Origin of the sequence: Acinetobacter gyllenbergii, from assembly GCF_001682515.1 — a bacterium.
GTDB lineage: Bacteria > Pseudomonadota > Gammaproteobacteria > Pseudomonadales > Moraxellaceae > Acinetobacter > Acinetobacter gyllenbergii.
Genome location: NZ_KV575261.1, coordinates 784,617 through 809,028 on the forward strand (window position 1 = coordinate 784,617; position 24,412 = coordinate 809,028).

Here is a 24,412-nt window from a genome sequence, read left to right on the forward strand (position 1 = left end):
ATTAATCAATCTGGCTAAGTTTTAAAGTTTCAAATAAATCAAGATAGGGTTGCTGCTCTAAGACCTGATCATTAAATCGAACAACCGCTTTCATTGGATGTAACGCATTGCAAAAAAATAAACTCTGGATATGGCCAATCTCATTCATATCGATACATCGCTGCTCACATTCAATCTGATATTGCTGCATTCTCGACAAGATTTTGGCTCTCATCACACCGTGGACGCCATTATAGCGAAGTTCAGGCGTAATCCACCGATCATTTATACGAATAAAACAATTACTGCTCACGCCTTCAACAATATAGCCTTGTACATCACTAACGAGTGCTTCTAGCCAACCACGCTGATCAGCTTCTTGTTTCAACAAGACCTGTTCTAATCTATTTAAGGTTTTTAAGCCTACTAAATGAGGCATATTCAAACCCAAAGCATGATTTAACATGCCACTTTCAATCCATTCAGGCTGAAAAGCCTGTGTCACTCTTGGGTAATACCACAAGTACACATCAGCCGCATGTAAAGGCAGACTATAGCCCCGATCTCCTTCACCACGGCTAATCACCACTTTTAAAGTGCCATTAAGACTGGAATATTGCTGCTGTAAATGCACAAGCGACTTTTCAATAAAAGATAGATCAGCATCCAGTTGCAAGGACTGGCAAGCCAGTTTTAAACGTGCAAAGTGCAGTTCTTTTAATTCAAAAATTCCGTGAAAAATACGTGCTGTGGTAAAGCAACCATCACCATAATGGAACGCTCGATCTAATAAAGGGATGGAATCAATTAATTGTCCATTTTTATAACACTGCATCATTCAAATACCTTCCACTTTATAAATCAGCACTAAAACAATAAGCGATTGATTTAAAACAATTATAGCAATTACAGTCCAAAATTAAAAATCACTTGTATATCAACAATTCAGCAAAGCTTATCTATTTTATCTATTTCTATTTTTTTCATAACAAATTCGATTTTAATTATTTTTTTTGCAAAAAAACTGGCGTTATGCTGCCTACATATTCCAAACAGTGATTTAGTTTTTAAGGGGTTTTCCATGCGTTTTTCTCAAGTTAAAGTCGGCGTCATTGCCGCATTACTCTCAGTTTCTTCATTTGCGGCACAAGAATTTTTAAACGTTTCTTATGACCCAACGCGTGAACTGTATACAGATTTCAATAAACAATTTGGTGCGTTCTGGAAACAACGTACTGGTCAGGACATCGACTTTAAACAATCACATGGTGGCTCAGGTAAACAAGCTCGTGCCGTAATTGATGGCTTAAATGCAGATGTCGTTACACTTGCACTTGCAGCAGATATTGATGAGATTGCTGAAAATGCCAAATTACTGCCAGCGGACTGGCAAAAGAAATTACCGAACAACTCTACGCCATATACCTCAACAATTGTATTTCTTGTTCGTAAAGGCAACCCAAAACAAATTAAAGATTGGGGTGATCTGGTTAAGCCAGGTGTAGAAATCATTACACCAAACCCAAAAACATCGGGTGGTGCACGTTGGAACTACTTAGGTGCTTGGGCATGGGCGAAACATCAAAAAGGGGGTAACGACACCAAAGCTCAAGAGTTTGTGCGTCAAATTTATAAACAAACCAAAGTACTGGATTCAGGTGCACGTGGTGCAACTACAACCTTTGCTGAACGTGGTATCGGTGATGTATTGCTGGCTTGGGAAAATGAAGCTTATCTTGCCGTACGCGAGCAACCAGGCAAATTCGAAATCGTCACCCCTTCTCTATCAATTCTCGCAGAACCACCAGTGGCTGTCGTAGAAAAGAATGCTGAGAAAAAAGGCAATTTACAAATCGCTCGTGGTTACTTGAACTACTTGTATTCACCAGCAGGACAAGAGATTGCTGCACGCAACTTCTACCGCCCGCGTAATGCCGCAGTATTAAAGAAATACAGCAATGTGTTTAAACCACTGAAATTGGTGACAATTGACCAAGAATTTGGTGGCTGGACCAAAGTACAAAAAACTCACTTTGATAATGGCGGTGTGTTTGACCAAATCGTCAAGCTCAACAACTCAGCGAAATAATTTACTCAACGGGTAAATAGGGAGAGCGGACATGATTCATACCGTAATTGTTCCAGGTGTAGGTGGTAGCGAAGCGCAGCATTGGCAATCTTGGTTACAACAGCAACTCGTGTCTAGCTCTCGCGTTCAACAGCAACATTGGGATCGTCCTGTGCTCAGTGAATGGGTTGCTCAATTTGTTAAAACTGTAGCAGCCGCTCCAGCACCTGTTCAAATCGTGGCACATAGTTTTGGCTGCTTAACCAGTGTAGCAGCACTGGCTGAACACCCAGAACTCAGAGCAAAAGTTAAAAATCTGGTTTTGGTTGCACCCGCCAACCCTGCACGTTTTGGTGAAGCAGGCTTTGCGCGCCATAGCCTAACTGACTATAAACAGTATTTTCAGCAGCTCAAAATCGAAGTACCGACCACATTATTAATTAGTGAAAATGACCCTTGGTTAGGTTATGTCGATGCCTTGCAATTGGCTCAAGCATGGAAATTAACACCGATTAATTTAGGTGCTGTTGGCCATATCAATGTCGCATCTGGATTTGGTCCCTTCCCTGAGATCCTGACCTATTTGCTCCCTGAAAAAAAGATGCAGCCTATCGTCCGAATGAGTCAGGCAAATTTTAATTTGAAATTTGCCTAACCCCAGCTCCCCATATTCTTAGTATTCGCATTATTTATTTGCTTGCTTTAGCAAACATTTCTCTTTGAGGAAATATCATGTCGCAGCGTTCCCGAGTGCTGCCTGGGTTTGGTCTCTCATTAGGCTTCACCCTCGCTTACGTGTCTTTGATTGTGCTTATTCCTTTATCTGCTGTCTTTATCAAATCTTTTGGGATTGGATGGGATGGCTTATGGGAAATCTTAACCTCCGAACGTATTTTAAAGTCCTTACAGCTTAGCTTCAGTGCAGCATTGATTGCGGCTTTAGTGAACGTTATTTTTGGTTTGTTACTGGCTTGGTGTCTTGTCCGTTATAACTTCCCAGGCAAACGTATTGTCGATGCTTTAGTTGACTTGCCATTTGCCCTACCAACGGCTGTTGCAGGTATTGCATTAACGTCGTTATATGCCCCAACAGGCTGGATTGGACAATACCTTTCCCCGCTTGGGATCGAAGTTGCTTATACCCCAATTGGGATCACACTTGCTTTAATCTTTATTGGTCTACCCTTCGTGGTTCGTACCGTACAGCCTGTACTCAGTGATATTGAAACCGAATTGGAAGAAGCTGCTTCTGCCTTGGGAGCCAATCGCTGGCAGACCATTACCAAAATTATTTTACCAATTTTATTCCCTGCATTACTGACTGGGTTTGCTTTGGCTTTTGCCCGAGGTGTTGGTGAATATGGTTCAGTCATTTTTATTGCAGGCAACCAGCCTTATAAAACTGAAATCGCGCCACTGATGATCATTTCGCGTTTAGAAGAATATGATTATGCCGGTGCAACCACCATCGCAGTGGTCATGCTCGTCCTCTCTTTCGGTATCTTATTTTTAATTAACTTAGTACAAGCGTGGGCGAGCCGTCGCACAGGGAGGGTTGCACAATGAGTTTAAATACCAATGGCAATGCTTTAGCACTCAAACTACAAACCAGAGATGCAACCCGTGAACCAACTTGGGTACGCTATACCTTGATTGGTATTGCACTGATCTTTTTTCTGAGTTGCTTAATTCTCCCACTGATTTTGGTTTTTGTTGAAGCATTTAAACAAGGTCTGACCGTTTATATTAACGCTTTAACTGATTCAGATACCTTATCAGCAGTCAAACTAACCTTACTCACAGCAGCCATTGCTGTACCCATTAATGTCGTGTTTGGTGTTGCTGCAGCATGGGCGGTTGCAAAATTCCAGTTCCGTGGAAAAGCCATCTTAACCACCATTATTGATATGCCTTTCTCGGTATCACCTGTCATTGCGGGTTTAATGTTGGTGCTAATTTTTGGTACACAAGGCTGGATGGGCAGTTGGTTAATGGACCATGACATCAAAATCTTATATGCCATCCCTGCAATTGTTTTAGCCACCATTTTCATTACTGTTCCATTCGTTGCTCGTGAACTCATTCCGTTAATGGAAGCCCAAGGCACAGAGGAAGAAGAAGCAGCGATTGTATTGGGTGCCTCAGGTTGGCAAACCTTCTGGAAAGTGACACTACCCAATATCAAATGGGGTCTGATTTACGGTGTGATTCTGTGTAATGCCCGTGCGATGGGTGAGTTTGGTGCCGTTTCAGTGGTGTCGGGACATATCCGTGGCCAAACCAATACCTTACCGTTACATGTAGAGATTCTCTATAACGAATATACCTTTAGTGCTGCATTTGCTGTGTCTTCATTACTGGCATTTTTAGCGATCATTACATTGATTTTGAAAACTTGGCTGGAAATCCGCCAAGATCAAGCAAATGAACATCAACCGAATCACTAAGGAATGAACAGATGAGTATTCAAGTTAAAAATATTGAAAAACACTTTGGTGCATTCCATGCGCTCAAAAATATCTCTTTAGACTTTCCTGAAGGTGAATTGGTTGCCCTACTCGGTCCTTCAGGCTGTGGAAAAACAACCTTATTACGTATTATTGCAGGCTTAGAATCTGCAGATGGTGGTCAAGTTTTACTGGAAGGCGAAGATGCAACGGACATCCATGTTCGTGAGCGTCAGGTTGGTTTCGTGTTCCAACACTATGCACTGTTCCGCCATATGACTGTTTTTGACAATATTGCCTTTGGTTTACGCGTTCGCCCACGTGCAACACGTCCTTCAGAAGCTGAAATCAAAAAGCGTGTGACTCGCTTGCTCGATTTGGTACAACTCGGCTTTTTGGCTGACCGTTATCCTGCCCAACTCTCTGGTGGTCAGCGCCAACGTATCGCATTGGCCCGTGCACTCGCAGTAGAACCACGTGTTTTACTCTTAGATGAACCATTTGGTGCACTTGATGCCAAAGTTCGTAAGGAATTACGCCGCTGGTTACGTACCTTACATGATGAGTTACATATCACCTCGATCTTTGTCACCCACGATCAAGAAGAAGCGCTAGAAGTTGCTGACCAGATTATCGTGATGAACAAAGGTGATGTTGAACAAATCGGCTCACCACGAGAAGTGTACGAAAAACCTGCAACACCGTTTGTTTTTGATTTCCTTGGTCAAGCAAATCGTTTTGAAGGCGAGCATACTGGCGGTATTATCCGTATCGGCGATGATCGTATTCAGCTACCAACGTTATTAGATGCCCCGCAAGGGAAAGTGATTGCATTTGCACGACCAAATGAATTACATATTCATACCCAACCTCAAGCTAACACCATTGAGGCAACCTTCTTACGTGAAGTATGGATTGCAGGTCGAGTTGTGGCGGAGTTACAAGATCGTAGTGGACGTACTATCGAAATTTTATTAAGTGTAGAAGAGGCGAACTTACATCAATTCAAACCAAATCAAACCGTTTGGATCAGTGCGGCTCAACTTCATTTATTCGCAGATCAAACAACGCAAGTTGCTTAAAATAATATTGATGGGGTAAAACACGCCCCATCCTCTTATGAGGAAAAACTTTTATGAACTTCCAACAACTCAGAATTATTCGGGAAACTGTTCGCCAAAACTTTAATTTAACTGAAGCATCTGCGGCTCTTTATACCTCCCAATCTGGTGTCAGTAAGCATATTAAAGATTTAGAAGATGAATTAGGTGTACAGCTCTTTGTACGCAAAGGAAAACGCTTATTGGGTTTGACTGAACCAGGTCAATCTCTACTTAGCATTGTAGAACGGATGTTGGTTGATGCAGACAATATTAAACGTCTAGCCGATGATTTCAATAAAGTGGATGAAGGTACATTGACCATTGCAACCACGCATACTCAGGCACGTTATGTTCTGCCACCGATTGTGAATCAATTTAAAAAACTATTTCCAAAAGTACATTTGGTATTACAACAAGCCAGCCCTGTAGAAATTGCAGAAATGTTGTTACAAGGCGAAGCAGATATTGGGATTGCAACGGAATCTTTAACCACAGAAGAAAACTTGGCCAGCGTGCCTTATTATGAATGGCATCACAGTATTATTACGCCGAAAGATCACCCATTGGCAAAGCTCGATAAAATCAGCCTAGATGTCTTGGCAGAATATCCTCTGATTACCTATCATGGTGGTTTCACTGGACGTTCAAAAATTGACAAGGCTTTTGAGGACGCGCAATTACATGCTGATATCGTCATGTCAGCACTCGATGCCGACGTAATTAAAACCTATGTTGAACTGAACATGGGCGTCGGAATTGTCAACGATGTCGCTTATGATGCTGAACGTGATTATCGTCTACAACAGATCAAAACCGATATATTTGGCGTAAATACCACTTGGATCGCGGTCCGCAAAGGCCATCTACTCCGAGGTTATGGTTATGAATTTATTTCGCTCTGCTCACCAGAAACAGATATTAAAGCACTCAAAAAAGTGGCTTATCCAGAAGAGTAGACACCCAAAAAAATAAAAGGCTCTAAATGAGCCTTTTATTTTGTCTATTCGCAGGCATAAAAAAACGAGCATGGCGCTCGTTTTTTTATGCTGAATGCATGGATTAGAACTTGAAGCTCACACCCACTTTTGCAACTGGCATCCACTCATATCTGCTTTTGTTTTCAATATTGCGTTCTTCTTTCGCAATTTCATCATTCAAGTTAGCGCCACTACCATTACTAGCTGTACCACCATTTACGTTTTGTAAAGATGCTGTTGGATTACCCGTATAGTAAGCACCAACCTCACCAAACACGCCAATATTTTTATAGACTTGCGGTGCAATACCAACACCAACATATGGTGCGATATCATCTTTATAACTCATTTTACCAGCGATATGTACATCAGAAGTTGCATTAAAATCAGTATTGTTCACACTGAAGTTACGGCCTTGACCTACACGGCGATCAAGTTTGTAGTCATTATCTAAATAACCTACACCTGTTGCGACATAGATTGAGTTCACAAAGTTATTTGCATTTGTACCCCAAGGACGAATCTCAGCATTTAAATACGCTGTTTTATTGTCCATATCTAAGTCATATTTAGAGCCATTTACTTTAAGATCATCAGACCAAGAAATGTCACCACCATTATAACCAAGGCTTAAGCTCACGTATGGATTGACTCGATATGAAATTGCACCACCGTAGCCTGTCGTACCGACTTCAGCACGAACTGAAACTGGATCTAAGTATGAAGGGAATGCATAAACTGATTCCTTCACCACTTGCTCATCTGCTGCAAATGCAGTACCTGCAATCGCTGTTAATGCACCTGCAGCTAACATAACACGCAAAGCTTTCATTGAAGTCTCCTCACAAAACGCTTTTATTTAAATAAATATATAATTGTTGCTTGTGAAATAAGCATAAAAGAATGATCGCTAACTTTTTATACAGAAACTGATTACTTTTTGTTATTTTTTGATACAAATTCAAAGGAATTATGTATTTTAAAATTATAGATAAAAAACAACAATCTCCGTTTTTATGACATTTTTATTGCTTAATTTTAAAACAATATATTGTAACTTCATTTTTCAAAGATTCTGAGGGGCTGCTGTCACTTTCTCTAGGGTTGCGATAATGGAGATTTTTTAGACGATACAAGGCATGGCTTGTGAAATTTAGACTTATAACGCAACCTATTTATAAAATGGCAACAGACCCTACAAAATTAGTGTAAAATCTTCAAAATTTTTTTGGAAGAAGGAAGATCATGTCTCAGCTTTCTACGATCATTGAGCAAGCATTTGAAGACCGTGCCAACTATAGTGCAGCGGATTGCCCAACAGAAATCCGTCAAGCAGTAGAAGAAGCCTTGACAGGTTTAGATAACGGTACCCTCCGTGTTGCTGAAAAAATTGATGGTGAGTGGGTTGTTCACCAGTGGTTAAAAAAAGCGGTTTTACTTTCATTTAAACTTAATGACAACACACCAATTGAAGCGTGTGATCTTCGTTTCTATGACAAAGTAGCAACTAAATACTCAGGTTGGACTGAAGAACAGTTCAAGGCTGCAGGTGTACGTGTCGTACCGCCTGCTGTTGCTCGCCGTGGTAGTTTCCAAGCTAAAAATGTGGTGTTGATGCCTTCTTATGTCAATATCGGCGCTTATGTCGATGAAGGCACAATGGTTGATACATGGGCTACTGTCGGTTCATGTGCTCAAATCGGTAAAAATGTTCACTTGTCTGGTGGTGTGGGTATCGGTGGTGTTTTAGAGCCATTACAAGCCAACCCAACCATTATTGAAGACAACTGCTTTATCGGTGCACGTTCTGAAATCGTTGAAGGCGTGATTGTTGAAGAAGGTTCTGTCATTTCAATGGGCGTATTCATTGGTCAATCAACCAAGATCTTTGATCGTGAGACTGGTGAAGTTCACTACGGTCGCGTACCGGCAGGTTCTGTGGTTGTAGCGGGTAGCCTCCCATCTAAATGCGGTACTTACAGCCTTTATGCTGCAATCATCGTGAAAAAAGTTGATGCGAAAACTCGTGCTAAAACCAGCTTGAATGATTTATTACGCGCTGACTAATTTGTAATATTTATTGTGGAACTTGATCGTTCCCCATCTCTACGATCAGTCATGGTCGTAGAGATTTTGTTTTTTATGTAGCATGCTGCTTGTGTAGCACCTGTTTGTGGTAACTGTTTATGGCTTCCTTACGTTCTTCTGCAATTCCTGTCTCTGATCCTGCGGCTGGTTTACGCATCACGGAGATTTTTTACTCTTTGCAAGGCGAAGCGAATACCTTTGGTCTACCAACGGTTTTTATTCGTTTAACAGGTTGCCCTTTACGTTGTAGTTATTGTGATACCACCTACTCTTTTGAAGGCGGTGAGCGTTTATCGCTTGAACACATTATTGAAACTGCAAGCCAACATAAAACCCCCTATATTTGTGTCACTGGTGGCGAGCCGCTTGCTCAGCCGAACTGCCTGATATTACTACAGCGCCTGTGTGATCTCGGGTTTGAAGTTTCCTTGGAAACGAGTGGTGCCTTGGATGTTTCTAAAGTCGACCCACGTGTTTCTAAAGTACTTGATTTAAAAACACCGACTTCTAAAGAAGATCACCGAAATCTATATAGTAATCTTGACTATTTAACACCACATGATCAGATTAAATTTGTGATCTGTAATCGTGAGGATTATGAGTGGTCAAGACAACAACTCGAACAATTTCAGTTGCAAGATAAAGTGAGTACCATATGGTTCTCGCCTGCTTTTGCAGTTGAAAAAGGTGCTGTTGGCTTGCCAGCATTAGCGCGCGATTTAGCGCAGTGGATTTTGGATGACCACCTCCCTGTTCGCTTCCAGCTACAGTTACATAAACTGTTATGGAATGATGAATCTGGTCGTTAAAAAGCTCACAAAGACCGTTCTGCAACACCAAATAGCTTTTCAAATTTATTTTAGGTTGAATCATGGAAAATAATATGCGTTCTCGTGCCATCGTATTATTGTCTGGTGGCTTAGACTCAACAACGTGTCTTGCCTGGGCACAAGCAAACTATGAATGTATTGCTTTAAGTTTTATGTACGGTCAACGTTCAACAACTGAACTTGATGCGGCCAAGGCACTTGCACAACGTGCAGGCGTAGAACACCGTATCATTAATATTGATTTGGGTAACTTAGGTGGTTCTGCACTTACAGATCATAACATTGAAGTTCCAGAACAATTACAAGAAGGCATTCCTGTAACTTATGTTCCAGCACGTAACACAATTTTCTTGTCTTATGCCCTCGCAGCAGCCGAAGTTTTTGACGCCGCTGCCATCGTGATTGGAATCAATGCTGTTGATTATTCAGGGTATCCAGACTGTCGCCCTGAATTTATTGACGCTTTTGCCAATTTGGCTCGTCTGGCAACAAAAGCAGGTGTTGAAGGAAAACCCCTTAAAATTGAAACACCTTTGTTACATTTATCCAAAGCGAATATTATACGCTTAGGCATCGAACATGGCGTAGACTATAGTCAAACGGTATCCTGCTATCAGGCAGATGCTCAAGGACGTGCATGTGGCAAATGCGACAGTTGTCGTTTACGTCAACAAGGTTTTATCGAAGCAGGTATTGCGGATCCTACGCGCTACGCTGAATAACCGATATTAGGGTAAAAATTAGGTACATTATATGAAGTTTTCTAAATCAAATCTTATTCTTTCTACAATGATGTCAGCTGCTGCATTATTTGCAACGGCAACTCACGCAGCTGATAATCCATTACAAACTGCGTATAAAAGTACCAATGTAAAAGCAGCATTGGTCAATGTATGTAAAGACCAAACTGCAAAAGGCGGTAAATTAACAGCAGCAGAAGTGAGCAAATTCTGTGGATGTCAAATTGATGCACAAGGTAAAGTAACCGAAGCTCAGAAATGGGAAATCCAAAGCGCAATCAATGCGAAGAAAAGCCCAAGTTCTTTAGCTTTTGTACAACAGCAAAATAAAGACCTACAATCTTGTCTTGGCGCACCACTTGTGAGCAAGTTAGAAAAACTCACTGAAGAAGCAATGAAAGCTGCTCAGCAACAGCAGCAACAAGCGCCAAAAAAATAAGCTTGAATTGCTCAAAACAAAGCCTGCATTCATGCGGGCTTTTTTATTGGGTTTTGCTAAAATCTCTTTTATCTAGAATCGGTTGAATCACACCATGCAAGACCAATGGAAAACCAATGCTAATCAAAGGCAATCAGTTGTCTCTTTTAGTGGTGGCAAAGACAGTTCCCTCGCCTTATACCATGCCATGCAAACTGGTACTGTGATCGGCTTGATTATGATGCTGGAAGAACAAGGACAACGTTCTCGGTCACACGCGATGCCACTGGATATTATCCGCGCCCAAGCAGATGCGATTGGTTTACCTGTGTATATGACATCATCGAGTTGGGCTGATTATGAAGCAAAGTTTATCGCGCTACTCAATCAAGCCAAACAACACGGTGCTGAAGTACTGGTAACAGGTGATCTGGATATGCCTGAGCATGGCTGTTGGCATGATCAGGTGACTCAACAAGTGGGATTAAAATTGGGCATGCCGCTGTGGTTGCGCCCACATAAAGAAGTGGTAGAAGAGTTTATCAATCTTGGTTTTCGCAGTGTGATCGTCACTGTCAATCTCAAACTTGGTATGAAAATTGAAGATTTAGGTAGAATCCTTACCCTAGACTACATCCAAGAATTAGAAAATCGTGGTGTTGATCCATGTGGTGAAGGTGGTGAATTTCATACCACAGTCATTGATGGGCCAATTTTTAACAAAGCTATTCCTGTACGCCAAGGCGATATTGTTTATCATGAGGAATATGCTTTTTTGCCACTTGAGCTTGAACAACATTAATTTTATCGAAGGATGAACAATGTCTGAGAATATTCAATTACCAAATCATGTTTTCCCAACCACACAAGGGGAAATCAATCTCGCTGAACTCAACAGTGAATGGTTGGTACTTTATTTTTATCCAAAGGATTCAACCCCTGGCTGTACCACTCAGGCAGTTGGCTTTTCTTGCTTAAAAGACCAATTTGATGCTCTAAACTGCCAAATTATTGGCGTCTCACGCGACTCAGTCAAAGCGCATCAGAACTTCACTGAAAAACAAGCACTGACGATTGATTTAATCAGCGATAAAGAAGAAGTGCTATGCAAACATTTCGATGTGATCAAAGAAAAAAATATGTATGGTAAACAAGTGATGGGCATCGAACGCTCAACTTTTATTTTCCATAACCAGCAATTGGTCAAAAGCTATCGCAAAGTCAAAGCGGCAGGACATGCAGAACAAGTGCTTGAAGACCTCAAAGCATTACAAACCGCATAATCATGTTGAGTAACAAAAAAGCGGGTTAAAGACTCGCTTTTTTTATTCAAGCAAATTGCCCTCAGCTTTGCGATTGACGTATGATAAATAGATTAAAAGAATTAAATTGAAGACATTTAAAATGGCTCATCTCAATGCTTTTTTACCCCTATCCTTATTATTCTTTCTGGCAGCATGTAACTCCAATGCACCTACGACTTCTCAGGATTCTGCTCCCTTAGTCGCCCAAATTGAAAAATCAGCGACCGAAATACGCTGCCAAGACCTACAAAACCCTGCTTATCAACAAGTGCTGCTTGATGCAATTAATGAAATTCGGCAACATCCACGTCAATGTGGTGGACAGCATTTTCCCGCAGTTGCACCACTCAGATGGAACAATCAGTTATATCAAAGTGCCTTGGTTCATGCTGAGGATATGGCGCAGAACACGATGCTTGGACATGTTAGTAGCGCTGGGCAAGATTTTAGAACACGCTTAAAACAGACACAATTTAAAGGTCGAGGCGGTGGAGAAAACGTAGCGCGTGGACAAAAAAATTTAAATGATGTGATGGCCACATGGCTTGCCAGTCCTGTGCATTGTCATAATTTAATGCATCCCAAATTTACAGACTACGCGCTAGCATGTACAGTCGATGCTTCAACCAAACAAAAGAGTTATTGGACTCAACAGTTTGGTGTTCGCTAAGAGGAAGAAGCATGCAATCTGGATCAATTACCCCTATTTTTCGTATTTTTGATGTCGAACTGGCTCAAGCATTTTATATTGAGTATTTGGGCTTCCAATTGGACTGGCAACATACTTTTGGGGATAACTTCCCTGTTTATCTACAGATTTCCAAAGGCGATTGTATTATCCATCTATCCGAGCATTTCGGTGATGCCAGTCCGCATAGTGCCATTCGAATTTACTGGGAAAATCTGACACTGCTACAGGCTGAGATTGATACAAAAGACTATAAATTTGCCAAACCTCAAGTAGAGAAAACCGATTGGGAAACTTTAGAACTCAGTATCACAGATCCATTTTCCAATCGAATTATCTTTTGGGAAGATGCTTAACCTTCCCTCAGTATCAAGACTCATCAATATTGGTGCGATCATTGTCCTTAAATTTTTGTTGTAGTTTCAGATACATCGCTGATTTTTGAAATTCACTCAAAAACTGGATTGTCCCCTCAGGAAAAAATTCAGTTTGAATCTCTCCACGATAATAAGCCTCACGCATTGGCGTTGCTGAAATTGAATCTTTCAAACTGTCCAACTCCACCATCTGCCACTCAGGAAATAAGCGTAAATAATACGAAGATTCATCCTTGAAATGACCGATTAAACCAACTTTTGCATTTGGCTGAATGACGCCATTGACCAAATCTTTGACTTGTTTAACCCATTTTTCATCATTATAAACATCAATCACATGTACAAAATGAATCCGCTTTTGTTCATCTTCAGAGAAATTTGACAGAATCATCTGCTTGCGTTCAGTCGCCAGAAAAGGATTCTTGATGTTTCGTTCAGATTGAGCTGAGCCCAAAGCCAAGATCACGTTCTGACTTTGCTGTAATGCAATTTCAATAGTTTCTAGATGTGCCAAATGAAAAGGCTGAAAACGTCCAATAAAAACAAGATAGTCAAATGTGTACATAGGCTTAATTTCACTTTTTGTGAACTCATCAGTTGTGTCATTCAGATAAATATGCGACATAATGAGGGCACTTAAAAATCAATCTGGATTAAAGCAAGGATAGTACGATGACACTTAGCTGTATTCAACAACCTCATCAACATTTGCAAGCAAATTTAGAAGATGGCGTACTCACCTTAGCCATTAACCGTTCAGAAGCAAAAAATGCACTCTATGGCGAACTTTACCTTTGGATCGCAAAAGCTCTAGATGAAGCCGATGCAAACAAAGACGTTCGTGTGGTCATTTTCCGTGGTGCAGAACAAGACTTTACTGCGGGTAATGACATGAAAGACTTTATGGGTTTTATTCAAAAACCACATGAAGGCAAAGCGGGTGATCAGCCTCCTTTTGTATTGTTAAAAGCTGCTGCGCGTTTTTCTAAGCCACTCATTATTGCAGTCAAAGGCGTCGCCATCGGTATCGGCGTGACGATCTTATTACATGCTGACATGGTATTTGCAGACAATACTGCCCTGTTCCAGATTCCATTTGTTAGCCTCGGCCTATCTCCAGAAGGCGCAGCAAGTCGTTTATTGGTGAAGCAGGCAGGCTATCAAAAAGCCGCTGAATTGCTCTTCACTGCGAAGAAATTTGATGCAGCAACTGCGGTTAAAGCCAATCTTGTCAATGATGTGGTTGAAGATGTCTACGCCACTGCGCAACAAACAGCGCAACATTTAGCTGCGTTGCCATTGGCTTCGATCAAACAAACTAAAGCTCTGATGAAACAAGACTTGGCTGAAATCATCGCATGTGTTGATGATGAAGCTGAAATCTTTATGCAACGTGTACGTTCTCCTGAAATGATGGAAGCAGTGCAAGCCTTTATGCAAAAACGTAAACCTGATTTTTCTCAGTTTAATTGATGCAATAATCGTTGATTAAACCAAGCCACTGAGTTGATACAATTCAGTGGCTTTTTTCTTTTTGGCACTCATCTAGCTATTTCACACCAGACAGACTAAGCTCAGGTCAGAACAAGATAAAGTTACAAACAATTATGAAAGTTGTGATTGCCCCAGATTCCTTTAAAGACAGCCTATCTGCACAGGAGATTGCTCAAGCAATTGCTTCAGGTTGGCAACAGGTCTTTCCTGATGCAGAAATCATTCAATGCCCCATGGCGGATGGTGGCGAAGGCTCTATCGAGGCTGTCTTAGAAGTTTGTTCAGGGGAATGGCGTGAGCAAATGGTACAAGGCCCTCTTGGTGAACCTGTACTGGCTAAATGGGGCTGGTTAGCCACAGAAAAAATTGCCATTATTGAAATGGCACAAGCCAGTGGTATACAGTTGGTGCAACCTACTGATCGAGATGCATGTATCAGCAGTACTTTTGGTACAGGTGAACTGATCCTCGCTGCTTTGGATGCGGGTGCAAAGGAAATTGTACTGACTGTCGGCGGCAGCGCAACCAATGATGCAGGTACAGGCTTATTGACGGCATTGGGGGCAACATTTCTAGATGCAAAGCATAATCCCCTAGCCGCTGGCGGCATTGCACTGCAAAACTTAGCTAAAATCAATTTAGATCAGCTTGATCCACGCATTCAACAAACCCAATTTCGATTAGCCGCCGATGTGACCAATCCTTTATGTGGAACCAATGGCGCTTCTCATATTTTTGGGCCACAAAAAGGGGCTTCACCTCAACAAGTGTTAGAGTTAGATCAAGCCCTCTCCCATTTTGCCGATGTCACCACACAATTGCTTGGCGTCGATCAACGTAATGAAGCTGGTGCAGGAGCTGCTGGTGGACTTGGTTTTGCTGCTAGAACATTCTTAAAAGCCGAGTTTCGATCTGGAGTCGAAGTCATTGCGGAATTAAATCAGCTCACTGCCAAAATCCAAAGTGCAGATTGGGTGATTACAGGTGAAGGCAAGTTTGATGAGCAGACCTTGAATGGTAAAACTCCATTCGGTGTCGCCAAAATAGCACAAGCCGCCAATATCCCTGTCATTGTGATTGCAGGAACACTTGGAGAGAATTACCAAGCACTTTACCCACATGGTGTTACTGCTGCCTTCTCTTTAACCTCAGGCCCAACCAGTCTAGAAGAAGCCTGTCAAAATGCGGCAGAGCTGATTCATGCACGGACAACAGATATCGCTCGGTTGATTCAAAGCAGTATGCTTAGAAAAGAATAAAGTTTATTGAATATCTAAAATCTGAATAAACTCAAAAGCAGGTTCTTCATAGGGATGGCTTGCCTTTAAAGCTTTTGCCACAGCACTGGCCTTTTCTTCAGAGACAATGGTTTCAACGCGCCATTCTTCGAGCTGCTCTAATTCATCTAATTGCCCTAAAAAGGGATTCGCACCTTTTACGGGCTTAAACTGTCCAGTTCCTTTGACTTGCCACGCACAATGTTCGTAATTGCCAATACCACCCGCCCCAGCAGCAAAAATCGCTTGTTTAGTCGATTCCAAATGAGATTCTGGCACGTAATAAATTAGTTTTAGCATCACTTAAACAGCTCAAATCAAATAGATGAGACTCTCATCATAACGCGATAAAAGCTGAAGAATCAAAGTGAAATATTGATCGCTAGGTAACTCCCGACAATAAATAGCACTTGAATCAGCACCGTTAGACCAAACCAAAACCAACCTCGATCTTTGGTATGCACTGTTCTTAAATAATTTGCATTTTTCATCATCAGACTTCTCGTATTTTGTTCATTGTTGAAATATAAGAAGCAAGAATTGATCCAACTCCGCAAAGCAATTTTTATATAAATGATTAGAACAAATGAGCCCAATTTATCTTTTTATCTAATTAATATAAAATAAATTTCTATAGAATATTTATAAATTAATATGACTCATTCATTTCAAACTCAATGGGATCGTTTTTATCCCAACAAACTTCCGATTTCTCACTATTTAATCCAAGATTTTCCTCAATTTTGGTTTAGGATTCATAGCCTACCGGAATCAAAAAGATATGCCGATACGGCTGCTGAATATGAATTATTGCTAGATCGGCATAATAGAATCATTACAGATTGCTTCGGTACCGGCACTTCTATTTTTATTGTTTCAGGCCATTACTTCACAGCAAGCAGGAACAAAAAAGCTTATGACCCTGCTTTTAGGCTTAAATACCAATTCCATTTAGAGCAGGAAATCAACTTAACACAAGCCAATCCTGAATATTATGATGGTGAGGATGAAGATCATTTCTTTAGACCTTGTACAGTAGAAGTAACTTGGCAAATGAATCAACACAATGACTTGTTGAAAAAGATCGCTGATGATGAGTTAAGAGCTTTTATGATTTCTTTCGAGAAAAATATAATTATTGCACCTTATGATGGTGGCATTGATTTTATTATCTTTGATGAAGTGAAAAGAAATGATTTAAGACATAAATATCAAGATTGGCTTTCACCCAGAGCAGATGGATTATGACAACAATAAGGAGTTTCTTAAAAAACCTAACGCTTCTCTAAAGATTTCATGCCAAGAATCATCTGGTTGTTGATCTAAAGGATACCAAAAGAATTTGAAATCTAACCCACCGCCATCCTGACAATGATGTTGCCACGTTTCAGCCAGCTCACCCTTCACCTCGCATACATAGAAATACCAGTTTTGCTGATTAAATTTAAGTATGAGATTACCCAGAAACTTGGGATTAGGCTGAGCACTCAATCCCGACTCTTCAAACAACTCACGAATTGCAGCCTGTTCATATTGCTCACCCTGTTCAATTGTACCCTTAACCAATTGAGTCCCAGCAAGTGGATGATGAAAAGCCAATATATCTATACCGTGATTTTTATGTTTAAAAACTACAGGGACAACTTTTTCATAGCACTGCACTTTTAGTCACTCGAAGTTATATAAATAAAACTTTTATTTCCAAACCAATGATTTAGTCTAATAATTTTCCCGTAATATATTGTTTATCCTGTTCAAAGTTGACCGATTTGTCACAAAACCGCGCTTGTTTAGTCTCATCCGCCACTAACCATTTTAAATATTCTAAAAGTGTAGATCCAGTACAACTAAATTCAGATTCTGGTTGTCCATCATCCCATAGCCAAACATAATCATTCTTTAAAGCAGTCGCCAGATATGCAAACTGATTGCCTTCATTTTCATTTGTTAATGGGAAGAGTTTATTTTCAACTGCACTAATCCACCCTTTAGGTTTATTTATTTCATCTTCATCATCTAAAACTTTTTGATAGTCTGTATAAGCCTCTTTATTCCATGAATATCTGAACATAGATACACTACCCCACAACAAACCACCTGAGCATCTTCCCATTTGCAATAAAAACTCTCGGAACTGCCCATGTATCTCTAGATTATAAATTTCAGCAATCTGGTCAAGTTCTTGCTCTGTATAGCCTTGAATATGTTCTGGATAAAAAGGTAAATGCGTATCTTCATGTCGACAGTTTATCAACTCAGAAATAAAATCAACCATATATAAATCTCTAATTCTTTAATTTTACAATCTCTACCTTTTTTACACCATCAAGTGCATTGTTCTCAGCTATTCACGTACTACTCTTATTCGAATACCAAAAATACCTTTGCCATCATCAGCCACAACACCCCATCGATCTACCTAAAAAAAAATGAGTGCTCATATTATCAAACACCTTATTCTTTAATAATAAACATCATAGGACAATTTTAGCTATTGATCATCTTATGATCTTTTAACCTATGTTAAAAAAATATATAAAAGACCAATCAGGATATATAACGCACAGTCAAATATCCCATGATTCGCTCAATTAGATTTTAAAGCGAGTAAATAGAATTTTTAAAACTAGAATGCAAAGCAAGAGTATTTATATGCCCCATAAACCTCTAATGACCCTAATTTTCACTTTTACTGCTTTAACAGAATCAACCTTTCTCTATGCAAATGAGTCCATTCAAACTGATGCAAATTCACACTACTCATCAACACCCTCTAAAAACATGAAACAAATTTATCAAGGTGAACATGGAATCTGGTTTCTCTCCAAATACAGAGGCAGGAAAGGAGGATGTGCTGTCTCTTATAATTCAGGATTAAATCAGCTCACTCTCTTTGGCCCGACAGAAAAAAATACAGGAGCGTTACTTTTTACTGGTCCTCATATACCAATCACCACCAGCAATCAACAACTCGATATTGTCATACGAACAGATCATTCCGTTATGCCAACTGAGGCGACTCTACTTCCCAGCCAAAACAAAGGTATGCTGTTCGTTCCTGTAACTATGGTACAGACGGCTCCCCAGCTGGATGATGTTGGCGCAATGGAAATTCTATTGCAGGGCAAAACAATTTACGCATCCTCCATTAGCGGTGGATTCAGAGCGCGTGATGCCTTAATGAGTTGCATCAAAAGCTAAATATAAAAAGCCATCTGATGATGGCTTTTAAACAGATTTCAGTGCAAAAATAGAACTATAAGATTTAACTTTCTAATTTAGTTAACTGCCTTTTTTCATATAAGGTCAGCGCAAATGCCAAACCACATAGAATCACAAAACCACAGGTCATTGGAATTAAAGTTCCGTTATATAACTGACCAATAATAGAGGCGAGAATCAGCGATAGCACCGAAGACGATGCGCCAATAATGGCAGAAGCCATACCAGCCACATGCCCCATGGGTTCCATTGCAATCGCATTGAGATTGCCAAATAAGCTACCAAACAATAAGTACAAAATGCAGGTATACAACATAAACATCCAGAATGAGATGGATACGCCAGATAGCTGAATGATGAGGAACAGCAATGAGATTAGACTTAAACCAAGAAAGCCATAAATACAGATAGGGCGCATACCAAACTTCATGACAATTCTTGAATTAGCAAAGGATGCAATCCCCACCATACCTGCCTGTAAAGCAAAATAAGTGCTAAACTCCTGCCCTGTTTTGCCAAATTGCTGCATAAAAATTTGTTGTGAGGTTCCGAGATAGCCAATAAATCCACCAAAACAAAAGCCTGCGCATAACAAATAGCTCATGGTGGTTTTATTGCTCACCACTTCTTTAAAACCATCCTTAAAGGCTTGTACTCGCATTGGCAGACGATTCTCAGGTACTAAGGTCTCTTCCAAGCGCAAAGCCACCCAAGCTCCAACAGCTACCGCATAAACCATATACAACACAAAAATATCGCGCCAGCCAAAGAAATGGATGATCAACTGTCCCAAGCTCGGTGCAACCGCAGGTGCGACCATAAACACCATCATGATCAGTGACATGATCCGCGCCATTTGGGCACCACTGTATTTATCCCGAACGATGGAAATCGAAGCCACATAAGGCCCTGAAACACCAACACCCTGAATAAAACGACCCAGCAAGAACCATTCAAAGCTTTGGGTGGAATAGCACAATAAACTGCCTATAAAGTAGATCACGATGCCAGTGAATAAAATCCGTTTCCGTCCAATTGCATCGGATAAGGGTCCTGCAATCAACTGTCCAATGGTCATGCCAGAGAAAATACTGATGATGACCCATTGCGCCTGATTACTATTTTGCAAAGTAAAAACACGACCAATTTCACCGAGTGCAGGTAAAACAGCATCAATCGAGAAAGAGACGATGGACATAAGTAATGCCATCAGCAATGCAAATTCGTGGAAATGGATTTTTGATTTCATTTTTCTTGTCCATTGATGATTATTTTATACGGAATTAAATAAGCCACCTGACGGTGGCTTATTGCATGGGTTTAATTAACCAATAAATTTACGTGCGTTACGGAACATACGTAACCAAGCACCATCTTCAGCCCAGTCTTCTGGCTTCCAAGAATGTTGTAATGCACGGAAGTTACGCTCTGGATGTGGCATCATCACGGTTGCACGACCATCTTTAGAAGTTAAACCAGTAATCGCTTCAGGTGAACCGTTCGGGTTCAACGGATAATGCTGAGTTGGATGACCCAAGCTATCCACATAACGCAAAATCACTTGGTTCTCAGCATTTAAAGCAGCAATTTGCTGTTCAGTTGCAACCAGACGACCTTCACCATGCGCTACAGCGATTGGTAAAATCGAACCTTGCATATCTTCAAGCAAGACAGAAACTGATTTTTCTACACGGACGTTCACAGCACGTGCTTCAAATACTTCTGAAGTATTGCGGTGGAAACGACCCCAATGCTCTGCACCTGGAATCAGTGGTGCAAGTTGCGACATCATTTGACAGCCATTACATACGCCTAAGCTAAATGTATTTTGACGATGGAAGAACTGCTCAAACTGGTCACGTAATTTGGCATTGAACAAGACTGATTTCGCCCAGCCACCACCAGCACCCATCACGTCACCGTATGAGAAACCACCACACGCCACTAAACCCTCGAAGTCGCTTAAGCTGACACGACCTGCAAGGAGGTCACTCATGTGTACGTCGATGGTATTAAAGCCAACTTTGTCAAAAGCAGCTGCCATTTCAACATGACCGTTAACACCCTGCTCACGCAAGATCGCCATATTAGGACGACGTGTATTGATAAACGGCGCTTCAACTGGCTCATTCAAATCATAAGTTGCTTGAGCAATTAAACCTTTGTGGTTTTGATCTGCAATCAAAGCAAACTCTTGATCAGCAGTTTCAACGTTGTCACGTAAACGTTGGATCTGATGCGATACTTCTGCCCATGCTTGTTGTAATTCAGCACGTTCTAAAGTCAAACCATTCACAGCTAATTGGTCGGTTGTATTGACACGACCCACAACAGCAATTGCATCTTTCAGACTTGATGCTGCAACCTCGACTTCCAACTGCGCCCAATCAGCCGCTGTAATTTGCAGTACAGCACCAATTTCTTCAGCAAATAAGCTTTCAGTGCTTTGATTTTCTAATGCCACACCTAAGCGTGAAGCAAACATCATTTCAGCAACAGTCGCCAATAAACCGCCATCACCGATGTCATGATAAGCCTTAATCACACCACGATTGTTCCAATCTTGAATCAAGGCAAAGAATGCTTTGAAGTCATCAAAACTATCGACATCAGGTGTCACCGAACCAATGGCTTTATACACCTGCGCAAGGATCGAACCACCTAGGCGGAACTGGCCTTTAGACAAATCAATACGTACCAGTACTGAGTCTGCTAAGTTTTTCAATTCAGGCGTTAAGGTTTTACGAACATCTAGAACTGGAGCAAATGCAGTGATCACACCAGTCATTGGCGAAGTCACCGCTTTGTCTTCACCATCGTTCCAAGTGGTACGCATTGAAAGTGAATCTTTACCGACTGGAATTGCGATACCTAATGCAGGACACATTTCCATACCAATCGCTTTTACACCTTCAAACAAGGCTTGGTCTTCACCTTTTTGACCTGCCGCAGCCATCCAGTTTGCAGAAAGCTTGATGTCACTGATTTGTTCAATGTTAGCACAGGCAATATTGCTAATCGCTTCAGCAACGGCTAAACGAGCCGATGCAGCAGGATTCAATAATGCTACTGGTGGGCGTTCACCCATTGCCATTGCTTCACCTGTAAAGCCTTGCAAGCTAGTGGTGGTTACTGCTGCATCTGCAACAGGAACCTGCCAGCGACCCACCATCTGATCACGTGCAACCATACCCGTAATCGAACGGTCACCAATGGTGATCAAGAATGATTTAGATGCGACTGTAGGATTCTTCAATACGCGGAAAATCGCATCTTTCAAATCAACTTTTCCAGCGTCAAAGTCATTGCCTGTACGCTCAATCGTTTCATACGAACGTTGCATACGCGGTGTACCGCCTAAGATCACCTGCATTGGGATATCAACAGGCTTGTTCTCAAACAACGGATCTTCAACCGTTAAGTGACGCGCTTCAGTCGCCTCACCCAATACCGCAAACGGGCAACGCTCACGTGCACAAATTTCTTCAAACTGTTCTAAAGACTCTGGACGAATGGCAAGCACATAACGTTCTTGCGCTTCGTTTGACCAGATTTCCATCGGGCTCATACCTGGCTCTAATGATGGAATTTTACGCAGGTTAAGTACTGCACCCAACTCATGATCATTCACAAGTTCTGGCATAGCATTAGATACACCACCTGCACCCACATCATGTACAGACACGATTGGGTTAAAGTCTTCTAAGCGCCAGCAGGTATCAATCACTTCTTGACAACGGCGTTCCATTTCTGGGTTTTCACGTTGTACCGAAGCAAAATCTAAGCTCTCACCCATGGTACCGCTGTCTACAGAAGACGCTGCGCCACCACCAAGACCGATCAACATTGCAGGACCGCCCAACACAATGAGCAAGTCACCCGGTTGAATTGCATCTTTTTCAACATGGTCAGGACGAATGTTGCCGTAACCACCAGCGATCATGATTGGCTTATGGAAGCCTTTCACTTCACCATTGACATTCTGTTCAAAAGTACGGAAATAACCATTCAATGCTGGACGACCGAATTCGTTGTTAAACGCAGCGCCACCCAATGGACCTTCAATCATGATTTGTAATGGCGAAGCCATACGTGAAGGTTTACCGTAGTTATCTTCCCAAGGCTGTTCAAAACCAGGAATATTTAAGTTCGAAACAGTAAAGCCTGTTAAACCCGCTTTTGGTTTACCACCACGACCCGTTGCACCTTCATCACGGATTTCGCCGCCCGAACCTGTTGCAGCCCCAGCAAATGGAGCAATGGCAGTTGGATGGTTGTGTGTTTCAACCTTCATTAAAATATGAGCAGCTTGGCTCTTATATTTATAAACGAAGTGACCATTTTCATCCGCTTTCGGATAAAAACGCATGGTGTCATAACCCACGATCACAGATGCGTTATCTTTATATGCCGATAACACATCGGTCGGAGATTCTTTATAGGTATTTTTAATCATTTGGAACAATGATAATGGTTGTTTTTCACCATCAATTGTCCATTCAGAACCAAAGATTTTATGACGACAATGTTCTGAGTTTGCTTGTGCAAACATCATCAATTCGATGTCGTTTGGATTACGACCCAACTTGGTAAATGCTTCGGTGAGGTAATCAATTTCTTGCTCAGATAAAGCAAAGCCAAACTCATTGTTGGCTTTAACTAACGCTTCTTTTCCTTGACCCAAGATATCAATTGAGTTCAATGGCTTCGGCGCAGTTTCTGAGAATAAAGCTTTTGCATCATCAATTTGAGCAAAAACACTCTCTGTCATACGGTCATGTAAGGCCAATTTCACTTCATTTGAGATCTCTTTCACACCTTTCAGTGTAAACAGCAGACCACGCTCTAAACGGTGAATTGGGGTATTACAGTTTTGGAAAATATCGGTTGCTTTAGATGACCACGGCGAGATTGTCCCTACACGCGGTGTGACTAAAATCTGGATTTCATCACTTGCAGCTTGGCGAAGTTCGAAAGATTGACCATCGTTTAAAAGTTGTAATGCCGATTGATGTTGCTGCTCGTTGAGCGCTTGATCAAACAAATAAACCCACTGGCTGTCAAAAGATTGAACAGAACTCATTGACGTTAATCGGTTTAAGAGTTGAGCTTTCTTGAAAGAAGAATGTGCTGATGCACCGGCCACGATAAACATGTTGACTTTGGCTCCACGGGTGGGTCTAAAGAACCTACCACAATGTGACTTATGAAAGAGCGCATATTCTACTGTGAAAGGCTCATTTCAGCTAGCTATATCCATCTTAAAAATCAGAGTTTTCTACTGCAAATGGCTTAATTTCTTGTAGCTTTATCCATTTTACTTTATTCGTAACAATTCATTTACAGTGGAACGAGACATTCATGAACAAACCAGTTTGATATTCCACTGTACAACGGCGG

General features: G+C 41.2%; 27 protein-coding genes. 18 read left to right on the forward strand and 9 right to left on the reverse strand.

Going from position 1 to position 24,412, the window contains the following annotated elements; genetic code table 11:
- Position 1: 1 nt before the first annotated feature.
- Complete coding sequence (gene pabC / locus NG55_RS03910; RefSeq protein WP_065342704.1) at positions 2-814, reverse strand: aminodeoxychorismate lyase; 813 nt, start codon at positions 812-814, stop codon at positions 2-4.
- 246 nt (positions 815-1,060) lie between these two features.
- On the opposite strand from pabC, the gene NG55_RS03915 reads away from it, so the two are divergent.
- The 6 genes from NG55_RS03915 to NG55_RS03940 all read left to right on the forward strand — a co-directional run bounded on the left by NG55_RS03915 (position 1,061) and on the right by NG55_RS03940 (position 6,553).
- On the forward strand, positions 1,061-2,068 hold the full coding sequence (locus NG55_RS03915) for a sulfate ABC transporter substrate-binding protein (protein ID WP_016540910.1): 1,008 nt from the start codon (positions 1,061-1,063) through the stop codon (positions 2,066-2,068).
- 31 nt (positions 2,069-2,099) lie between these two features.
- Complete coding sequence (locus tag NG55_RS03920; RefSeq protein WP_065342384.1) at positions 2,100-2,702, forward strand: RBBP9/YdeN family alpha/beta hydrolase; 603 nt, start codon at positions 2,100-2,102, stop codon at positions 2,700-2,702.
- 77 nt (positions 2,703-2,779) lie between these two features.
- Entirely contained in the window at positions 2,780-3,613 is an 834-nt protein-coding gene (gene cysT, locus NG55_RS03925; protein WP_005274145.1) for a sulfate ABC transporter permease subunit CysT, read from the forward strand.
- Positions 3,610-4,494: a sulfate ABC transporter permease subunit CysW gene (gene cysW, locus NG55_RS03930; protein WP_016540907.1), complete on the forward strand. Its 885-nt coding sequence runs from the start codon at positions 3,610-3,612 to the stop codon at positions 4,492-4,494. Before cysT ends, cysW begins: the two co-directional genes overlap by 4 nt.
- 11 nt (positions 4,495-4,505) lie before the next feature.
- The gene (locus NG55_RS03935) at positions 4,506-5,576 is read left to right on the forward strand and encodes a sulfate/molybdate ABC transporter ATP-binding protein (RefSeq protein ID WP_005189934.1); all 1,071 of its coding nucleotides are present in this window, start codon (positions 4,506-4,508) and stop codon (positions 5,574-5,576) included.
- Between the two features lie 53 nt (positions 5,577-5,629).
- Positions 5,630-6,553 (forward strand): CysB family HTH-type transcriptional regulator, encoded by a 924-nt coding sequence (locus NG55_RS03940; RefSeq protein ID WP_016540905.1) that lies wholly within the window; start codon positions 5,630-5,632, stop codon positions 6,551-6,553.
- Positions 6,554-6,656: 103 nt separating this feature from the next.
- Here the strand turns inward: NG55_RS03940 and carO are convergent, their stop codons facing one another.
- A complete protein-coding gene (gene carO, locus NG55_RS03945; protein ID WP_016540904.1) occupies positions 6,657-7,406 on the reverse strand; it encodes an ornithine uptake porin CarO in 750 nt (249 codons plus the stop codon).
- A 413-nt stretch (positions 7,407-7,819) separates the two neighbouring features.
- On the opposite strand from carO, the gene dapD reads away from it, so the two are divergent.
- The 8 genes from dapD to NG55_RS03985 all read left to right on the forward strand — a co-directional run bounded on the left by dapD (position 7,820) and on the right by NG55_RS03985 (position 12,998).
- Positions 7,820-8,641, forward strand: coding sequence for a 2,3,4,5-tetrahydropyridine-2,6-dicarboxylate N-succinyltransferase (gene dapD / locus NG55_RS03950; RefSeq protein ID WP_005195842.1), 822 nt, complete (start codon positions 7,820-7,822; stop codon positions 8,639-8,641).
- 119 nt (positions 8,642-8,760) lie between these two features.
- Positions 8,761-9,471: a 7-carboxy-7-deazaguanine synthase QueE gene (gene queE / locus NG55_RS03955; protein WP_065342385.1), complete on the forward strand. Its 711-nt coding sequence runs from the start codon at positions 8,761-8,763 to the stop codon at positions 9,469-9,471.
- Positions 9,472-9,545: 74 nt separating this feature from the next.
- The gene (queC, locus tag NG55_RS03960; protein ID WP_212749791.1) at positions 9,546-10,214 is read left to right on the forward strand and encodes a 7-cyano-7-deazaguanine synthase QueC; all 669 of its coding nucleotides are present in this window, start codon (positions 9,546-9,548) and stop codon (positions 10,212-10,214) included.
- Between the two features lie 31 nt (positions 10,215-10,245).
- On the forward strand, positions 10,246-10,671 hold the full coding sequence (locus tag NG55_RS03965) for a hypothetical protein (protein WP_016540902.1): 426 nt from the start codon (positions 10,246-10,248) through the stop codon (positions 10,669-10,671).
- Positions 10,672-10,765: 94 nt separating this feature from the next.
- Positions 10,766-11,452: a Dph6-related ATP pyrophosphatase gene (locus NG55_RS03970; RefSeq protein ID WP_065342386.1), complete on the forward strand. Its 687-nt coding sequence runs from the start codon at positions 10,766-10,768 to the stop codon at positions 11,450-11,452.
- A 19-nt stretch (positions 11,453-11,471) separates the two neighbouring features.
- Complete coding sequence (locus NG55_RS03975) at positions 11,472-11,933, forward strand: peroxiredoxin (protein ID WP_016540900.1); 462 nt, start codon at positions 11,472-11,474, stop codon at positions 11,931-11,933.
- Positions 11,934-12,054: 121 nt separating this feature from the next.
- Positions 12,055-12,624, forward strand: a complete 570-nt coding sequence (locus NG55_RS03980; RefSeq protein ID WP_065342387.1) for a CAP domain-containing protein — start codon at positions 12,055-12,057, stop codon at positions 12,622-12,624.
- A gap of 11 nt (positions 12,625-12,635) precedes the next feature.
- Complete coding sequence (locus NG55_RS03985; RefSeq protein ID WP_065342388.1) at positions 12,636-12,998, forward strand: glyoxalase superfamily protein; 363 nt, start codon at positions 12,636-12,638, stop codon at positions 12,996-12,998.
- A 13-nt stretch (positions 12,999-13,011) separates the two neighbouring features.
- On the opposite strand, the gene NG55_RS03990 is transcribed toward NG55_RS03985, so the two are convergent.
- Positions 13,012-13,584, reverse strand: a complete 573-nt coding sequence (locus NG55_RS03990; protein WP_171257934.1) for a nicotinate-nicotinamide nucleotide adenylyltransferase — start codon at positions 13,582-13,584, stop codon at positions 13,012-13,014.
- 107 nt (positions 13,585-13,691) lie between these two features.
- Here NG55_RS03990 and NG55_RS03995 point away from each other — a divergent pair, with 107 nt between their 5' ends.
- Positions 13,692-14,492 (forward strand): enoyl-CoA hydratase-related protein, encoded by an 801-nt coding sequence (locus NG55_RS03995; protein ID WP_016540896.1) that lies wholly within the window; start codon positions 13,692-13,694, stop codon positions 14,490-14,492.
- A gap of 134 nt (positions 14,493-14,626) precedes the next feature.
- The gene (locus tag NG55_RS04000) at positions 14,627-15,772 is read left to right on the forward strand and encodes a glycerate kinase (RefSeq protein WP_065342390.1); all 1,146 of its coding nucleotides are present in this window, start codon (positions 14,627-14,629) and stop codon (positions 15,770-15,772) included.
- Positions 15,773-15,775: 3 nt separating this feature from the next.
- On the opposite strand, the gene NG55_RS04005 is transcribed toward NG55_RS04000, so the two are convergent.
- Positions 15,776-16,090: a YqfO family protein gene (locus NG55_RS04005; protein ID WP_065342391.1), complete on the reverse strand. Its 315-nt coding sequence runs from the start codon at positions 16,088-16,090 to the stop codon at positions 15,776-15,778.
- 62 nt (positions 16,091-16,152) lie between these two features.
- On the reverse strand, positions 16,153-16,284 hold the full coding sequence (locus tag NG55_RS21350; protein ID WP_262757820.1) for a KGW motif small protein: 132 nt from the start codon (positions 16,282-16,284) through the stop codon (positions 16,153-16,155).
- Positions 16,285-16,444: 160 nt separating this feature from the next.
- On the opposite strand from NG55_RS21350, the gene NG55_RS04010 reads away from it, so the two are divergent.
- Positions 16,445-17,038 carry a DUF3885 domain-containing protein gene (locus NG55_RS04010; RefSeq protein ID WP_065342392.1) on the forward strand — a complete coding sequence of 198 codons (594 nt, stop codon included), beginning with the start codon at positions 16,445-16,447 and terminating at the stop codon, positions 17,036-17,038.
- On the opposite strand, the gene NG55_RS04015 is transcribed toward NG55_RS04010, so the two are convergent.
- Positions 17,033-17,452: an NUDIX hydrolase gene (locus NG55_RS04015; RefSeq protein ID WP_065342393.1), complete on the reverse strand. Its 420-nt coding sequence runs from the start codon at positions 17,450-17,452 to the stop codon at positions 17,033-17,035. The two genes, NG55_RS04010 and NG55_RS04015, sit on opposite strands and share 6 nt — an antisense overlap.
- Before the next feature lie 52 nt (positions 17,453-17,504).
- Positions 17,505-18,065, reverse strand: a complete 561-nt coding sequence (locus tag NG55_RS21090) for an SMI1/KNR4 family protein (RefSeq protein ID WP_065342394.1) — start codon at positions 18,063-18,065, stop codon at positions 17,505-17,507.
- A 377-nt stretch (positions 18,066-18,442) separates the two neighbouring features.
- On the opposite strand from NG55_RS21090, the gene NG55_RS04025 reads away from it, so the two are divergent.
- The gene (locus NG55_RS04025) at positions 18,443-18,991 is read left to right on the forward strand and encodes a hypothetical protein (protein WP_016540888.1); all 549 of its coding nucleotides are present in this window, start codon (positions 18,443-18,445) and stop codon (positions 18,989-18,991) included.
- 64 nt (positions 18,992-19,055) lie between these two features.
- Here the strand turns inward: NG55_RS04025 and NG55_RS04030 are convergent, their stop codons facing one another.
- Together NG55_RS04030 and purL are read right to left on the reverse strand one after the other, a co-directional pair.
- Complete coding sequence (locus NG55_RS04030) at positions 19,056-20,261, reverse strand: multidrug effflux MFS transporter (RefSeq protein ID WP_023270316.1); 1,206 nt, start codon at positions 20,259-20,261, stop codon at positions 19,056-19,058.
- A gap of 75 nt (positions 20,262-20,336) precedes the next feature.
- Positions 20,337-24,167, reverse strand: coding sequence for a phosphoribosylformylglycinamidine synthase (gene purL / locus NG55_RS04035; RefSeq protein WP_065342395.1), 3,831 nt, complete (start codon positions 24,165-24,167; stop codon positions 20,337-20,339).
- Between the last annotated feature and the right edge of the window lie 245 nt (positions 24,168-24,412).

What these genes read in the sequence shown, in the direction of transcription:
- pabC (WP_065342704.1), bottom strand. Translation starts at nt 814, where the DNA reads ATGCAGTGTTATAAAAATGGACAATTAATTGATTCCATCCCTTTATTA.
- NG55_RS03915 (WP_016540910.1), top strand. Translation starts at nt 1,061, where the DNA reads ATGCGTTTTTCTCAAGTTAAAGTCGGCGTCATTGCCGCATTACTCTCA.
- NG55_RS03920 (WP_065342384.1), top strand. Translation starts at nt 2,100, where the DNA reads ATGATTCATACCGTAATTGTTCCAGGTGTAGGTGGTAGCGAAGCGCAG.
- cysT (WP_005274145.1), top strand. Translation starts at nt 2,780, where the DNA reads ATGTCGCAGCGTTCCCGAGTGCTGCCTGGGTTTGGTCTCTCATTAGGC.
- cysW (WP_016540907.1), top strand. Translation starts at nt 3,610, where the DNA reads ATGAGTTTAAATACCAATGGCAATGCTTTAGCACTCAAACTACAAACC.
- NG55_RS03935 (WP_005189934.1), top strand. Translation starts at nt 4,506, where the DNA reads ATGAGTATTCAAGTTAAAAATATTGAAAAACACTTTGGTGCATTCCAT.
- NG55_RS03940 (WP_016540905.1), top strand. Translation starts at nt 5,630, where the DNA reads ATGAACTTCCAACAACTCAGAATTATTCGGGAAACTGTTCGCCAAAAC.
- carO (WP_016540904.1), bottom strand. Translation starts at nt 7,406, where the DNA reads ATGAAAGCTTTGCGTGTTATGTTAGCTGCAGGTGCATTAACAGCGATT.
- dapD (WP_005195842.1), top strand. Translation starts at nt 7,820, where the DNA reads ATGTCTCAGCTTTCTACGATCATTGAGCAAGCATTTGAAGACCGTGCC.
- queE (WP_065342385.1), top strand. Translation starts at nt 8,761, where the DNA reads ATGGCTTCCTTACGTTCTTCTGCAATTCCTGTCTCTGATCCTGCGGCT.
- queC (WP_212749791.1), top strand. Translation starts at nt 9,546, where the DNA reads ATGCGTTCTCGTGCCATCGTATTATTGTCTGGTGGCTTAGACTCAACA.
- NG55_RS03965 (WP_016540902.1), top strand. Translation starts at nt 10,246, where the DNA reads ATGAAGTTTTCTAAATCAAATCTTATTCTTTCTACAATGATGTCAGCT.
- NG55_RS03970 (WP_065342386.1), top strand. Translation starts at nt 10,766, where the DNA reads ATGCAAGACCAATGGAAAACCAATGCTAATCAAAGGCAATCAGTTGTC.
- NG55_RS03975 (WP_016540900.1), top strand. Translation starts at nt 11,472, where the DNA reads ATGTCTGAGAATATTCAATTACCAAATCATGTTTTCCCAACCACACAA.
- NG55_RS03980 (WP_065342387.1), top strand. Translation starts at nt 12,055, where the DNA reads ATGGCTCATCTCAATGCTTTTTTACCCCTATCCTTATTATTCTTTCTG.
- NG55_RS03985 (WP_065342388.1), top strand. Translation starts at nt 12,636, where the DNA reads ATGCAATCTGGATCAATTACCCCTATTTTTCGTATTTTTGATGTCGAA.
- NG55_RS03990 (WP_171257934.1), bottom strand. Translation starts at nt 13,584, where the DNA reads ATGTACACATTTGACTATCTTGTTTTTATTGGACGTTTTCAGCCTTTT.
- NG55_RS03995 (WP_016540896.1), top strand. Translation starts at nt 13,692, where the DNA reads ATGACACTTAGCTGTATTCAACAACCTCATCAACATTTGCAAGCAAAT.
- NG55_RS04000 (WP_065342390.1), top strand. Translation starts at nt 14,627, where the DNA reads ATGAAAGTTGTGATTGCCCCAGATTCCTTTAAAGACAGCCTATCTGCA.
- NG55_RS04005 (WP_065342391.1), bottom strand. Translation starts at nt 16,090, where the DNA reads ATGCTAAAACTAATTTATTACGTGCCAGAATCTCATTTGGAATCGACT.
- NG55_RS21350 (WP_262757820.1), bottom strand. Translation starts at nt 16,284, where the DNA reads ATGATGAAAAATGCAAATTATTTAAGAACAGTGCATACCAAAGATCGA.
- NG55_RS04010 (WP_065342392.1), top strand. Translation starts at nt 16,445, where the DNA reads ATGACTCATTCATTTCAAACTCAATGGGATCGTTTTTATCCCAACAAA.
- NG55_RS21090 (WP_065342394.1), bottom strand. Translation starts at nt 18,065, where the DNA reads ATGGTTGATTTTATTTCTGAGTTGATAAACTGTCGACATGAAGATACG.
- NG55_RS04025 (WP_016540888.1), top strand. Translation starts at nt 18,443, where the DNA reads ATGCCCCATAAACCTCTAATGACCCTAATTTTCACTTTTACTGCTTTA.
- NG55_RS04030 (WP_023270316.1), bottom strand. Translation starts at nt 20,261, where the DNA reads ATGAAATCAAAAATCCATTTCCACGAATTTGCATTGCTGATGGCATTA.
- purL (WP_065342395.1), bottom strand. Translation starts at nt 24,167, where the DNA reads ATGTTTATCGTGGCCGGTGCATCAGCACATTCTTCTTTCAAGAAAGCT.